This window comes from Sphaerothrix gracilis Ecp01, assembly GCF_030405905.1.
Classification (GTDB): domain Bacteria; phylum Cyanobacteriota; class Cyanobacteriia; order Phormidesmidales; family Phormidesmidaceae; genus Sphaerothrix; species Sphaerothrix gracilis.
Map to the genome: position 1 here is coordinate 71786 of NZ_JASATW010000001.1, position 13028 is coordinate 84813.

Here is a 13028-nt window from a genome sequence, read left to right on the forward strand (position 1 = left end):
TTCAGGTGTAAACCACATAGCCACAGATACCCACAAGGCTTCCCGCTGCTGTCAGCGCCAGCACCAATCGGGGAAAGACGCAGCCACCGTTGTATTGGCTTAAAGGATCAGAGCCGATGCTGATAAAAGCGGCGCTTTGGAGATCTGCTTGATTTTGAAACCAGGCGATCAGATTTTGCCAAGCCCGCTGCGTTTCAGCCTTGTTTTCCACCTGCTGCCACCACTGTCCCTCAGCCTGCAGCGGCTCGACTGTCACCTCAGCCGTCGGATAAATGGTGCCGCCAAAAGCCGAGCGAATCAGGTCTGCCGTTATGGCCTGGGGCGCTTGATCTTCCTGAGAAGCGGTGATCAAGAATGGGCGAAAGTAGTCCTCAGATTCCGAGCCAAAGCCAACCGCAATTCCATCCATAATGCTGGCGGCCTGGCGGGCTAAACGGCGACATTTTTCTAACTCAGCGACTGCGTGATTGTGATGAGTTTCATCTCCATCCCGGCAGAGGAGACCGCAGGAATAGGCAACAGTTTGGGTCGAGATGCAGTTATGGGGCCATTCTCCTTGAGGATCATGAGGATCGCGGGTGTTAGACCTAACCCCGTAGGTTTCCATGCACTCTGCCAACGGCAACAGGCGCTCAGCATCTGGCTGACAGTCGCGGACAACCTGATTGCTCACGATCTAAATCTCAGCTGAGAGGTTTGAGCCTGTGAAATCATGGGCGATCGCGCTCTGACCAGTCTTCATCACTGGGTTCATCCAGGTTGCGATAGGGAGGAATAATCACCCGGTAGTCCGCTTCATAGACCCCATCCTCACCCACACGGCCACTAAAAGTTTCGGCGGCAGTATCAGATTCACCATCCTCAGCCTGATTCCTTGACCCAGTCTCCTCTTCGCCGCGATAGCCGTAGGAATAGATAGACCCTGACTGATAAACCCGTTTAGGAGAAGCGGGAGCCTCGTAGTCGCGTGGCTCGGCGTACTCGTCTATGTTCTCTTCAGTCACGTCTGCTGATTCTGGCCAGTCATCCCAGCCTTCTTCCAGCTCATCTAAGGAGTCTTCTACCACGCTTGCGCCTTTGGACGATTCATCATCGCGCCAGTCCTGCCAGCCTTCCTCTAGCTCATTGAGAGAATCTTCTACCTGGTACTGCTCGCGCTCACGGCGAGAACGGGGCGGTCGGCGCGGCGGCGGCTCGTTGGGGTCTGGGCGTTCGCCCCAGTTTTCCCAGTTTTCCGGCGAGCGAAAGGTCTCCCAGTCGGTTTCTGAAGCAGAGCGATCGCGCTGGGGCGCAGCTTTTTCAGCAGGCTGAGTGGTTGTGGCTTTTTTCGGCGGCTGCCAGCGGTTTGGCCGCGGCGGTTTATCTCCCTGGGGCTGGGTCCAGCCAGAGCGCGGGTTAGCGGGCGATCGCCCCTTGGCTAAATCCATGAGTCCGGCCAGTAGCAAAGCCGTAATGACTCCTGCCGCGATCGCCCCTACTAGCCAAACGGCAATAGGGAGCGCCTGAGTTTGAACGCCCAAAAACACCAGCGGTAGTGCGGGTGAAGTATTCTGCAGGGCAAACAAGACTAGAGCGCCTACCGCCAGCAGCAGCGCCACCAGACGAGTTGTCATGCGCCCTCCTCCAGGTGTCCCTGCCATCGCTTTAGAGGAACGCAGTCAATCTCTAGCTGATCGAGGACGCGAGCGACCACAAAATCCACCAGATCTTCAACAGTTTGCGGGTTGTGATACCAGGCCGGAATGGCCGGGACAATGCGGGCACCCGCTTCTGCTAGCGCGGTTAGGTTGCGCAGGTGAACTAGGCTAAAAGGCGTTTCGCGCGGCACCACAATCAAAGGACGGCCTTCCTTGAGCTGCACATCGGCAGCTCGCTCCAGCAAATCTGAGCTGAGTCCTGCTGCCATTTTAGCAACGGTACTCATGCTGCAAGGCATCACCACCATGCCCAAAGTCCGAAAAGAGCCGCTGGCAATGTTGGCCCCCACGTCTCCCCAAGGATGGCAGCGCAGCTTGCCCCCGCTCACTTCCCCGGCCTGCGATCGCCAAAAGGCGGCCTGCTGCTCTGGCTCTACCGGCATCCGTATAGATTGCTCAGCCTGCCAGACCATATGGGCCGACCTAGAGGCCACCACTTCAACTTCATAGTCAGCCGTAAGCAGGTGCTTCAGAGCCTGCACGGCGTAGATCAGGCCCGAAGCTCCGGTGATTCCCAGAATTAAAGGCCGTTTAGTTGTCGTCATCGTCGCCGTCTGCGTCAGCCGCGCTGGCCTCAGCCGCACCGTCAAAATCGTCCTCATCAGCGTCGTCGTCGTCCCCGGCCTCACTGCCGCCCCCGACGGCGAGCAGATCAATTTGCTGCCGGTAGTAGTCAACGCTCTTGACCTGTACCTCTACGCGATCGCCTAGACGATACTGGCGGCGATTTTTGCGGCCTACCAGCTTTTGCTGGCGGGAACGGTACTCGTACCAGTCATCCTTAAGTGAACTGACGTGGACTAATCCTTCTACCAGCAGTTCTTCAATCTCGACGAAAAAGCCATAGGACTGTACGCCCGTAATCAGGCCGTGAAACACTTCCCCCGTATGGGCCTGCATAAACTCAGCTTTCTTCAGGCCCTCTAGATCGGCTTCGGCATCCTGGGCAAGGCGCTCTCGCTCGGTAAGATGCACCGTAATGCGGGAAAAGTGATCTTCGAGTTCGTGATGAATATCGGGCGGCAGGACGCTCCAGTTAATCTTGCCGTGACAGCTACTGTGGTTGAGATTTACCCGCTCTTTAGATCGGGTCGAGCGGCGATCGCGACCCTGCTCGAACACAGCATGCAATACCCGGTGGACGAGCAAATCGGGATAGCGGCGCATGGGTGAGGCAAAGTGGGTGTAGCCTGCCTCTAAGGCCAAACCAAAGTGGGTATCAGGGTGAACGCTGTAGAAGGCGGGCTTAAAGGAATCTAGCAGCAAATAGGTCAGCACCTTCTCAGTCTTGGAGCTGGCAAACTGCTCTACAAAGTTCTGATAGTCGCGGGAGTGAACCGTTTCTTCGTCCTCTAGCTGCAAATCTAAGCCCATGTTGTTTGCCAGCTTGATTAGCTCCTGCACGTCGCTTGGATCGGGGGTGCGATGGACGCGGTAAATGGCAGGAACGCTGAGAGCCTTGAGATGATCGGCGACTAGCTGATTGGCCAGCAGCATAAACTCCGTCACCACGATGCGGGCTGGCAAATGAGAGGAAACGACCATCGCCCCTAAAGCGCCCTCGTCATCGTACTGAAACTTGGGAGAAACATAGGGCTTTTGCTTGCTATCTGCCTCCGTGGGGAAAGATTCCTCTGGCAGATTTAGCTCAAAGGCACCGCGAGCGTGGCGCTGCTGCTTAACGGCCTGACTCAGCTCATAAAGCTGATCGATCAGCTCATAAACCGACTCAAACTTTTTGATGTCCTTTTCCTTGATACCCAACCGCTTCAGCGCCTCTGCGTCCGATCGCTCCAGAATTGCTTGCGCTTGCTGATAGTTGAGGTGGTAGTCAACCTTCACGGCTGTCGGCTGCAGCTCAAATTCTAAAACCTGACCCGATTCATCTAGAGTGACCATTAAAGAAATGGCTAAGCGTTCTTTGCCGTCAACCAAAGAGCCGAGAGAGCCAAAGAGCGGCGGCGGCAGCAGCGGCACCTCCTCTTCGCCCAGATAGACTGAAGTCCCCCGCTTTTGCGCTTCGCGATCGATGGCTGATCCCATCGGCACGTAGCTAGAGACATCCGAGATATGAACGCCTAAACGCCAGTGACCCTCCGAAGTTTTTTCCAGGGTCAGGGCATCGTCGATGGCCTTGGCATCAGGCCCATCAATGGTGATGGTCAACTGCTCACGCAGATCTAAACGATTTTTCAAGTCGGCTTTGCGTAGCCGGGTCGGCAGCGATCGCGCGGCTTCTAGCACCTCTTCTGGAAACGTGCGGGGCAGATCGTGCTTACAGTAGACAATGTCTAGGTCGGAGGCAGCCTCAGCATCACTGCCCAAAATTTGAGCTACCCGCCCTTTAGGAGGCTCTTGACCCAGGGGATAGCGCAAAATTTCGATATGAACGAGCTGATCGACAGCCTGCTGCAGCACTTCCGGATTGCCGTTGGCCTGTAGCTCTAGCTCAAACAGCAGCCGATCGTCTAAGGGCACCGCCTGATACTGCTCATTTTCCTGCTTGACTCGCGCTAGGACGGAGGTATTGGCCCGCTCTAAAATGAGCTTGACCTCTCCTTCAGGGCTGCGCCGCCGACTGCCTTCCTTAGTGACTTTGATCAGGACGCGATCGCCATTCCAGGCCGTATTGAGATGGCTCTCCCTGACATAGATATCTTCGGCCCCCTCTTCATCCTGAATTGCAAAGCAAAACCCCTTACTAGAGCAGCGCAGCTTGCCCTCCACCACGTCCTCTTCTTCAATGCGGCGGTACTTGCCTCGATCTTTCTCCAGAATGCCAATTCGCTCTAGGGCGTCGATGGCAATCTGCAGCATTCTAGTGTTTTCGGCAACTTTGCAGTTGAGCTTTTTTTCTAGAGTTTTGAGCGTAACAGATTTGTCATTCTTAAAATTGGCTAGCAGAGCAGCAATTGAGAAGTCCATTGAGTGAAGCGTCCTTGATAATGTCCGAAAATATTCACCTGTTTTGGCAGCGCCCCTTTCACAAGTTCTGTAGGCGGGCACTCGCCCCCCTGACCCAAAGTAATTTTCTGCAGTTTGAAACTACTTGAGATAACCTGCTCAGCTATGCTGAATAAGTGACACAGTTACTCCAGTGGCAGGGAATCATTGCTGACGGGTAATCACTGGGTTGTCTCAGCGCAACAGACCAGGCATTACGTCTTAACGAGTCCACTATCAGCAGAGCAATCAGAAATAGTGGGTATTTTCCGTATCCTGTAAGGGTTTTACTCGGAATATACTTACACCTACTCTATACTTCCGTACCAAGTGGAATCCTGTCAAATTTAAGTCCGCTGCCCGGTCACAATAAAAGCGACTCGCTTACCAATGTTGGTGGCATGATCGGCAATGCGCTCTAAATAGCGAATTACCAGCACCATCAAAACAATAGGTTCAATAATGCCTTCCACATCGCGCTGATGGGCTAACAAGAGGTAGAGATCTTCGTAGTCTTGATCAACGGCATCGTCCTTATCTTTAATTTGATTACCTGTTTCAGCATCTAGATTAGACAGAGCCACCAAGCTGAGAGCTACCATAGAGCGGCAGCGATCGAGCATGGTTCGCACCCGACCAATACAGGGATCGACCGGATAGGGAAACAGCTTGATCGCAACTTCGCCAATATCTTTGGAATAGTCACCAATACGCTCTAGATCGCGCACCATTTGCATAAAGGCACTCAGCAACCGCAAATCCTGAGTGACGGGAGACTGCAGCGTTAGCAGATTGATGCAGTCTAGTTCGATTTGGCGGTAAAACTGATCGATTTGGCGATCTTGAATCTTCAGCTTCTTAGCCGCTTCCAAATTGCGCTCGCAGAGGGCTTCACGCGCCAGCAAACAGGAACTCTCAACTAAAGCGCCCATGCGCAAAATATCGCGCTGCAGGCGTCTGACCTGGCGATCAAAGTTAGTTCGAATGGGACGTGATGTACTCAAATTTCTAGCTGTTCTTATATAAAAAAGTAACGCGATCGCTCTTTGAGACCCAAAAAACGGGGCTAGATTCTAGTGTAAATTTGCCTGCTAATTTATGCCTGCTTAGGAGTCGCTCAATGAGTAGCCAACGATACTTTTATTGAGGATATGGGGCTAAAAAGACGCTGCCTATTAGATTACAGTGTGTAACAGATGATGTAGATAATGCCGTAGGGTCAGCAATTTTAGTCAAAAATGACTGATGACTCCCTATTGTGACGTCAAGGAACAGTCTGACAATGTCTTTATCAGATACTCAAGTATATGTCGCGCTCGTTGTGGCTTTGATTCCGGGCATTCTTGCTCTGCGTCTCTCCACTGAGCTATACAAGTAGGCTCATGAAGCTGCTCAGTCCTCAACTCAGCAGCAACTATCTAAACCTAATATCACAAGACTCTGGGCTGTTAAGTTCGGAGTCTTTTTAGCATAAACCGCCAGAAAAAGCACCCGCCCTTGGTCAAAAGCCTAGCCTCAGCCGACTACGGGCCGCCCCGCCGACTCATTTGCTTTTCAGCGAAAAATTGCTGACTTTCGAGGTTTGTTTCCGCAAGATTGGCGCTATTCTGTAGCCAAAGCCATATATAAGCTCTTACGGTTTCCTTATTCCTATGTCAGCACCGCAGCCTGTTCATCACGTTACTCTGCCAGCGCCGCCGCTCCGGCGTTCTCGTCGTGTCAGCAGGCGATCGCTGCTGTTATCCCAGTCTCCCAAATCTCTGGGCTGGGAAGTGGGGGCAAAACTGCTCGTCAACTTGCTGCTGCTGAGCGCTATTGTTTCAGCGCTATGTAAGCTAGTGCCCTATTTTCAGCGCCAGCAGGTCCGGCTGCAGGAAATTGAGATGGCGGTGGAGCAAGCAGAAACCGAGACAGCACAGCTACGGACTGACTTCAGCCGCTCGTTTGACCCTGGGCAGGCCAACAGCATCATGCAGGAGCAAAGTGGCCGTAAATCGCCTCTCCAGCGTACGGTGGTATGGACCGAGCCGAATTACAACCGCTAGGGTGAGATTTTAAGGAGAAAGACGGCAAGATTGTTTTGCGGCCAGCCCAGAGCTGGCGAGGCGCTTCTATGTTTTTAGCAAGGGCTTAGCACTGCCAAACCCTTGCCAAGGTTTTGGCCTTATGGGTAGAAGCTCAAATCGGGAAGTCCTAGCGTTTCCTCAAAGCCCATCATTAGGTTGAGGCACTGTACCGCCTGTCCCGCCTGTCCCTTCATCAAATTGTCAATGGCAGAGAGGACAATCACTCGCCCCGTGCGCGGATCTACCTCAATGCCGATATAGCAGAGGTTAGTCCCCCAGGCCCATTTAGTCTGAGGATAGAGACCGTTAGGCAGGATTTTGACCCACTTGGAGTTGCGATAGAAGGCCGAGTAGATGGTGAGCAAATCATCTCGTACCAGCCCCGGATCCCGCATGGTAGCGTAGACGGTTGAGAGAATACCGCGCACCATCGGAATTAAATGGGGCGTGAACTGTACCGTGACTTCGTGCCCGGTCAGGTCGCTGCAGATTTGCTCAATTTCGGGGGTATGGCGATGGCGCGCTACGCCATAGGCTGCTAAAGAGTTGTCGGCTTCAGCCAGCAGCAGATGAGTTTTGGCCTGTCTGCCGCCGCCAGAGGTGCCTGACTTAGCGTCAATAATCAGGCTCTCCGGCTGGGCCAGTCCTTGCTTTAGCAGAGGGGAAATGGCTAACAGGCTAGCCGTAGGATAGCAGCCAGGACAGCCAACAAGCTGGGCCTCACGGATGCGATCGCGGTATAGCTCCGGCAGTCCGTAGACAGCGGTAGCAGCTACATCCTGGTCGTCTCGCTCAACGCCGTACCAGCTTTGATAGGTGTCTAAATTTTTAAAGCGATAGTCAGCCGAAAGATCTAAAACCCGACAGCCTTTTTGCAGCAGCGTGGGGGCCATTTTGCAGGCTAGACCATTGGGCAGAGATAGAAAGACGACCTGACAGCGCTGAGCGATCGCCTCTAAATCAATAGCTTCAATGTTTAAATCAACTGCATGACCTAAATGGGGATACAGATCGGCAAACTCCTTACCCGCGCTGCTATCGCCTCCCAAATAGACAAGCTCTGCCTGAGGATGGTGCTGCAGCAGACGTACAAGCTGCACACCACCATATCCCGACGCTCCTATAATTCCGATTGCTACTCGTTCCGAGGCTCCCATAGGTCTAACCGAGTCCACACTATTGACAACAGGCTAGTAACGAGATCGATGCTTCGCTACTGCTGCTGAATTGTATTACCAAAACCTGAGTTTTGCTGGAACTTATCGCAACATTTAGCCCCTGATTCTATTGGCGCAAAAGTTGCTGGTTGAGTTGACTGACTTTAGGATAGCGGCGATCGCCCCTAGTCACTGCTGCTGTCAAACCCCCGGATTACAATCAAATTAGAGTGTTCAATTCAAAAGTATTATCAGGTATGGCTGTGTCAGATTCCTCTGGAACCCCCTTCTTAGACGACAGTTCAACGTCACCAGCCGAAACAGACTTCAAATTTGATTCGATTGAGTCGGCCCTGGCAGATTTAGCCGCTGGCCGCTCGATCGTGGTGGTGGATGATGAAAATCGCGAAAACGAAGGTGATGTCATCTGTGCTGCCCAGTTTGCCACACCTGACATGATTAATTTTATGGCGGTTGAAGCCCGGGGTTTGATTTGTTTAGCCATGACCGGAAAGCGTCTAGATGAACTAGACCTGCCCCTGATGGTGAGCAATAGTGCCTTTGAAGATGAAAATGAGCAGACAGCTTTTACGGTCAGCATCGATGCGGCCCTGCATTTGGGGGTAACTACCGGAATTTCGGCTGAAGATCGCGCTCGCACTATCCAAATTGCCATTAACCCCAACGCTAAACCTAACGATCTACGCCGCCCAGGCCATATCTTTCCGCTACGGGCCAAAGTAGGGGGCGTTCTCAAACGGGCCGGACATACCGAAGCCGCCGTTGATCTAGCTAAGCTAGCCGGACTGTATCCGGCTGGGGTCATCTGTGAGATTCAAAATCCCGACGGTTCGATGGCGCGGTTAACCCATCTGGTAGACTATGCCCGTCAGCACGGGCTGAAGCTGATCAGCATTGCCGACTTGATCAGCTATCGGCTGCGCCACGAACGCTTTATTCACCGCGAAGCTGTAGCTGACCTGCCCAGCCAGTTCGGCCAGTTCAAAATTTACGCTTACCGCAATCTGCTAGATGACTCAGAGCATGTCGCGCTGGTGAAGGGAGATCCAGCCACTTTTGATCAAGCTTCGGTCATGGTGCGGGTGCATTCAGAGTGCTTGACGGGAGATGCGTTGGGGTCACTGCGCTGCGACTGTCGGATGCAGCTCCAAGCAGCCCTGAAGATGATTGAAAATGCTGGCAAGGGAGTGGTGGTCTATCTGCGCCAAGAAGGGCGCGGCATCGGCTTAATCAATAAGCTCAAAGCCTATTCTCTGCAGGATATGGGGTTAGATACGGTTGAAGCTAACGAAAAGCTAGGCCTGCCGGTCGATCAGCGCAACTACGGCGTGGGGGCGCAGATTCTTAACGACATCGGAGTGAAGCAGTTTTGCCTGATTACGAATAATCCCCGTAAGATTGCTGGCCTCAAGGGCTATGGCTTGGAGATGGTCGATCGCGTACCGCTGCTGATTGAAGCCACCTCCTACAATTCTGAATATCTGGCTACCAAGGCCAAAAAAATGGGGCATCTGCTCTTGCAGTCCTATCTGCTCACAGTGGCTATTCACTGGCAAGAAGATAGGATTCCAGTGACAGCCCGCTATGAGCGCTTGGAAAAGCTGCGCCATCTGGTCGAGCAGCACGATTTACACCTGCAGGAAGAAGCTCGTTCAGTAGCGATCGCCCTGTTTGGCCGCGCCTCGCTGATTGTCAACCTGGGCCTCGATCAGCCCGATCTGGTGTCTGCCGACTGGTATCAGCACTGCGATCATCCCTATTTAGAGGCGATCGCTAAGATTCTTGACCAGCTAGCCACCTGGGAATCCATTGCTCAGCTAGAGTTCATGGTTTCACCGGGGAGCGATCCGTTTACTAATTTACAGATCAAGCTGGATCGGCAAATTTTCCGTTTAGACAATCAGTCAGGGGGAGTTCAGCCTTCCGAACTGTGCCAGCAGCTAGAAACCCAGCGAATTTACGTCTTCTCGCGGCATACACCCAGCGACTAGGCCGTTACCTGCAGCAGCCGAAACCGATTGCGTCCGCGCTGCTGCGCCTGGGTCAGGGCTTCTTCGGCCTGCTGCAATAGGGTAGCGCCATCGGTGGGATGACTGCGATCAGCGATCGCGCCGCCAACGCTTAAATTGACGTCTACCACGGAGTCATCCTGCAGCCGTACCGGACTTTTAACCACAAATGCCTGCAGAGCCTCCCCATAGTCTGCCGCCTGCTTGCCGTCTAATCCCGTGGCCGTGCAGGCAAACTGGCCTTTGCCATCGCTGTAGAGCCAGCTTTCCACAGCGGCATTTTGCTGCAGAATATCGGCGATCGCCTGCCAGAGCAGCTTTTCCTGCGTTTTGAGAATTCCCTGCTGCTCAGCGGTAGGGGCCGCCTGCATCAGAAATAAACAAACAGAGCGGTAGTGCGGATCTTCGACTTCGGTATACAGACGCCGCAATAGGGACGAGACGGTCTGAGACAAAGATTTCTGATGCAGCAGCCCGGTGACTGCATCCATCAGCCCCAGCGAACTCAGCAGCGTATTGTAGCTCTCTCGCAGCGTTCCCTGCTTACCTGTCTGAGCAGTAATTTTCTGCTGTGCCTCAGTGATTTGCGTTTCTAGACTATCGACCTGCCGCTTGAAGCGGGAGTTGCGCCAGTTGCGGCGAATCAAAGCTGGCATTGACACTAAAAGACCAACCACAACGCCAATTGCCAAAGTCACCAGCAGCACCAGCGCCAGCGATTCTTGAAACTGCCAAGTCAGCAAATTGATAGTGACTAAGTTGTTGTTCTGGACTGCGAATAAAATAGCTAACAGCGCGATCGCCAAAGCTGCAACAATAAACAGACGCATAATGACAAGCTGCTGAGATAAAATTCAGAATAGAAGTTTTCTGCTCCTATCTTACTTCTATTCTCCTACTGCCGCAGACCAGCCCTTCGACTCAAACTCCTGAGGGAATACGAGACTGTCTGTAATTGAGATAGCGTTTGAGCAGCCGCACGCCTCGCCGTTCAGTCCAAGCATATAAGCTACTAGCAAACGGAATACTATTAATAGTTAAAGAACGACAGCTGTAGTTAAGCAGACCGGCTGCAAATAGCATTACGAAGAGATACAGTACAGAGAAATTAGCGTATCCTAAGGCATCTGCTAAAAAGACTCTAGCCAGCAAAAAGAAAACTACTTGATGAATCAGAAAAATTTCGTAAGACACTTTAGATAAAGCCTTAATAATCCATTCAAGGTGTCTTACGGGTGAGTGCTCACAGCCATAAAAAAGAGCCAGCAAAATAGCAACTAATCCCAAACATAACAGACAGTCGCAGAGCGGCCAACTAGCTTTATAGTAAGACGCTATATTGCCTAACCCCCAGCAAACAATTCCAGCTAGCAAAATCTTTAGTCGAACCTGCCAGCAGCTCAAAAATTGCGCTAAAGTTCCATCCGCCTGCAGCTGAGCAAACCACATACCCAAGACAAATTCAGGTAGCCTTGCTAGAAATATGCCATAGGGAACATGAATTGAAAATAGTCTGTGCAAATTCCAGTCCCAAGGATTCTGGCAAGCAGCATGAACGTCAAAGGGAACTGGAGTTGCACAGGGATCAATATTGATGATGAAGCGATAGTTGAGCGATAACAAAACAGTTCCCAATAAAAGCGCTAACAATGATATTTGATAGCGGCGCAGCAAATAAATTAGGATGGGGAAACAGAGGTAAAGCCCAATAATCAATGGAATATACCAAAGAGCACCTGCTAAAGCGAAAAAGCTAGCCTGGGATAGTCCCCGTATCAAAAATAAACTCATTAAATACTGAGTAAAAAGTATGGCGGGCCGACTCAAAGCTTCTTGCCCCGCTAGAGCATCAATGACTGCACTGCCTGCTTTAATTACAAAAATGGCTGTCAGAACCACCCAATACTTAGGTAAGACTCGATCGAATCTTCTTCTCAGCCACCTCAGCCAGAACTGTAATCCTAATTCAGAACTAGGCTGAGATGTCTTTAAAAAAGCAAGGTATAGACCGAATCCACTAATAAAGAGGAATACATGAACGGCTTGCCAGCCAAACTTCAAGCCTAGTTGGAAAAGCTGAATTATAGCTGTTTGCAGTGAATAGCTGTCAGCGCTGAAGGTTAAAAGTGCAGACAGGTTGCTGGTGATACCAGCGCTAGAAGGATAAAATCTGACTGGTGATATCTCTAAGTCAGCTATCAGATGTACTCCGACAACACCGATGATAGCAATGCATCTCAAAACATCTAGGCAGAGCAAGTTTTGAGAGCTGGTTGTTTGATACAATTGCCGAGCTGGGAGTTGAGTTTGCTTAGCTATCACCATAAATACGCCTAATTTATAAAACGAGTGACAGAAGCTCAAGAGTTATTTAAACATTACTGATCAGCTCAGAATTGAATTCAGCTAGTTAAGCAGCTTTATTAAGCTTTTACTTACGCTTCAGAATGATTTCAGTATAAACACTAGAATTGCTTTAAGATTACTGTGTTTTTTTCGGCAAATAATTGTTAGCAAAGAAATCTCAGAATCGCTAACTCAAGTGCTGACATCAGTATATTTTGTCAAGATCAGCTCTCGCTTGGACTTCATTGCTGCTTTATATTGATGGCTGAGCAGGTTAGCGGAGTCTTGGTCTATGGCCTAAATTAGACAGCCAAACTAGCCTTTGCTTGCTTTACGCGATTGACCCAATTGTTCGCCTAAAGACTTAAAATCATGGCAAACCTTAGCGGTACTTGGTTGGGAACCTACTGGCAGGGGGGCGTTCCGACTCGGTTTGAGGCCACCCTGATACAGGGCGGCAACAGCCTCAGCGGCCGGATTCTAGACGATAGTCCCCTCGGTGAAGCTCAGGTAAGCGGCGAGGTAGTCGGTCGTAGCGTCAGCTTTGCCAAACGCTATCTGACGCGCAAGGCAGCACCGATTCAATACGTCGGCAATATTGCAGCCGATGGCAATGCCATGCAAGGGCAGTGGACAATTCGCGGCTTCGATACTGGCCCTTGGGAAGCTCATCGCAGCGATGATGAACTGACCCGCGATCTGCAAAACCACCTAGAGCAGAAAGTACCTGCCGGCATCAGCCCGGCTTAGCCATACGAATTGAGGCTAGCTCAGCCGAGGGTGCAGATT

12 protein-coding genes are annotated in these 13028 nt (G+C 51.7%); 4 read left to right on the forward strand and 8 right to left on the reverse strand.

Annotation, left to right across the window (positions count from 1 at the left end; translation table 11 throughout):
- Window position 1: 1 nt before the first annotated feature.
- From QJQ48_RS00365 to phoU, 5 genes are all read right to left on the reverse strand, one after another.
- The gene (locus tag QJQ48_RS00365; protein ID WP_346289186.1) at window positions 2–673 is read right to left on the reverse strand and encodes a hypothetical protein; all 672 of its coding nucleotides are present in this window, start codon (window positions 671–673) and stop codon (window positions 2–4) included.
- Between the two features lie 37 nt (window positions 674–710).
- Window positions 711–1613: a LapA family protein gene (locus QJQ48_RS00370; RefSeq protein WP_346289187.1), complete on the reverse strand. Its 903-nt coding sequence runs from the start codon at window positions 1611–1613 to the stop codon at window positions 711–713.
- Window positions 1610–2242 (reverse strand): flavin prenyltransferase UbiX, encoded by a 633-nt coding sequence (locus QJQ48_RS00375; protein ID WP_346289460.1) that lies wholly within the window; start codon window positions 2240–2242, stop codon window positions 1610–1612. Before QJQ48_RS00375 ends, QJQ48_RS00370 begins: the two co-directional genes overlap by 4 nt.
- Entirely contained in the window at window positions 2229–4622 is a 2394-nt protein-coding gene (locus QJQ48_RS00380; RefSeq protein ID WP_346289188.1) for a ribonuclease R family protein, read from the reverse strand. Before QJQ48_RS00380 ends, QJQ48_RS00375 begins: the two co-directional genes overlap by 14 nt.
- 365 nt (window positions 4623–4987) lie before the next feature.
- Window positions 4988–5644: a phosphate signaling complex protein PhoU gene (gene phoU / locus QJQ48_RS00385; protein ID WP_346289189.1), complete on the reverse strand. Its 657-nt coding sequence runs from the start codon at window positions 5642–5644 to the stop codon at window positions 4988–4990.
- A gap of 278 nt (window positions 5645–5922) precedes the next feature.
- Between phoU and psaM the strand changes: the two genes are divergently transcribed.
- The gene (gene psaM, locus QJQ48_RS00390) at window positions 5923–6018 is read left to right on the forward strand and encodes a photosystem I reaction center subunit XII (RefSeq protein WP_346289190.1); all 96 of its coding nucleotides are present in this window, start codon (window positions 5923–5925) and stop codon (window positions 6016–6018) included.
- Between the two features lie 274 nt (window positions 6019–6292).
- On the forward strand, window positions 6293–6685 hold the full coding sequence (locus tag QJQ48_RS00395) for a slr1601 family putative cell division protein (protein ID WP_346289191.1): 393 nt from the start codon (window positions 6293–6295) through the stop codon (window positions 6683–6685).
- 119 nt (window positions 6686–6804) lie between these two features.
- On the opposite strand, the gene argC is transcribed toward QJQ48_RS00395, so the two are convergent.
- Entirely contained in the window at window positions 6805–7863 is a 1059-nt protein-coding gene (gene argC / locus QJQ48_RS00400; RefSeq protein WP_346289192.1) for an N-acetyl-gamma-glutamyl-phosphate reductase, read from the reverse strand.
- 257 nt (window positions 7864–8120) lie between these two features.
- On the opposite strand from argC, the gene ribBA reads away from it, so the two are divergent.
- Window positions 8121–9875 carry a bifunctional 3,4-dihydroxy-2-butanone-4-phosphate synthase/GTP cyclohydrolase II gene (gene ribBA, locus QJQ48_RS00405; RefSeq protein WP_428843004.1) on the forward strand — a complete coding sequence of 585 codons (1755 nt, stop codon included), beginning with the start codon at window positions 8121–8123 and terminating at the stop codon, window positions 9873–9875.
- Here the strand turns inward: ribBA and QJQ48_RS00410 are convergent.
- On the reverse strand, window positions 9872–10723 hold the full coding sequence (locus tag QJQ48_RS00410) for a lipopolysaccharide assembly protein LapA domain-containing protein (protein ID WP_346289194.1): 852 nt from the start codon (window positions 10721–10723) through the stop codon (window positions 9872–9874). The genes ribBA and QJQ48_RS00410 overlap by 4 nt on opposite strands.
- 91 nt (window positions 10724–10814) lie before the next feature.
- The gene (locus QJQ48_RS00415) at window positions 10815–12218 is read right to left on the reverse strand and encodes an acyltransferase family protein (protein WP_346289195.1); all 1404 of its coding nucleotides are present in this window, start codon (window positions 12216–12218) and stop codon (window positions 10815–10817) included.
- A gap of 393 nt (window positions 12219–12611) precedes the next feature.
- Between QJQ48_RS00415 and QJQ48_RS00420 the strand changes: the two genes are divergently transcribed.
- Complete coding sequence (locus tag QJQ48_RS00420) at window positions 12612–12989, forward strand: hypothetical protein (RefSeq protein WP_346289196.1); 378 nt, start codon at window positions 12612–12614, stop codon at window positions 12987–12989.
- The last annotated feature ends 39 nt before the right edge of the window (window positions 12990–13028 follow it).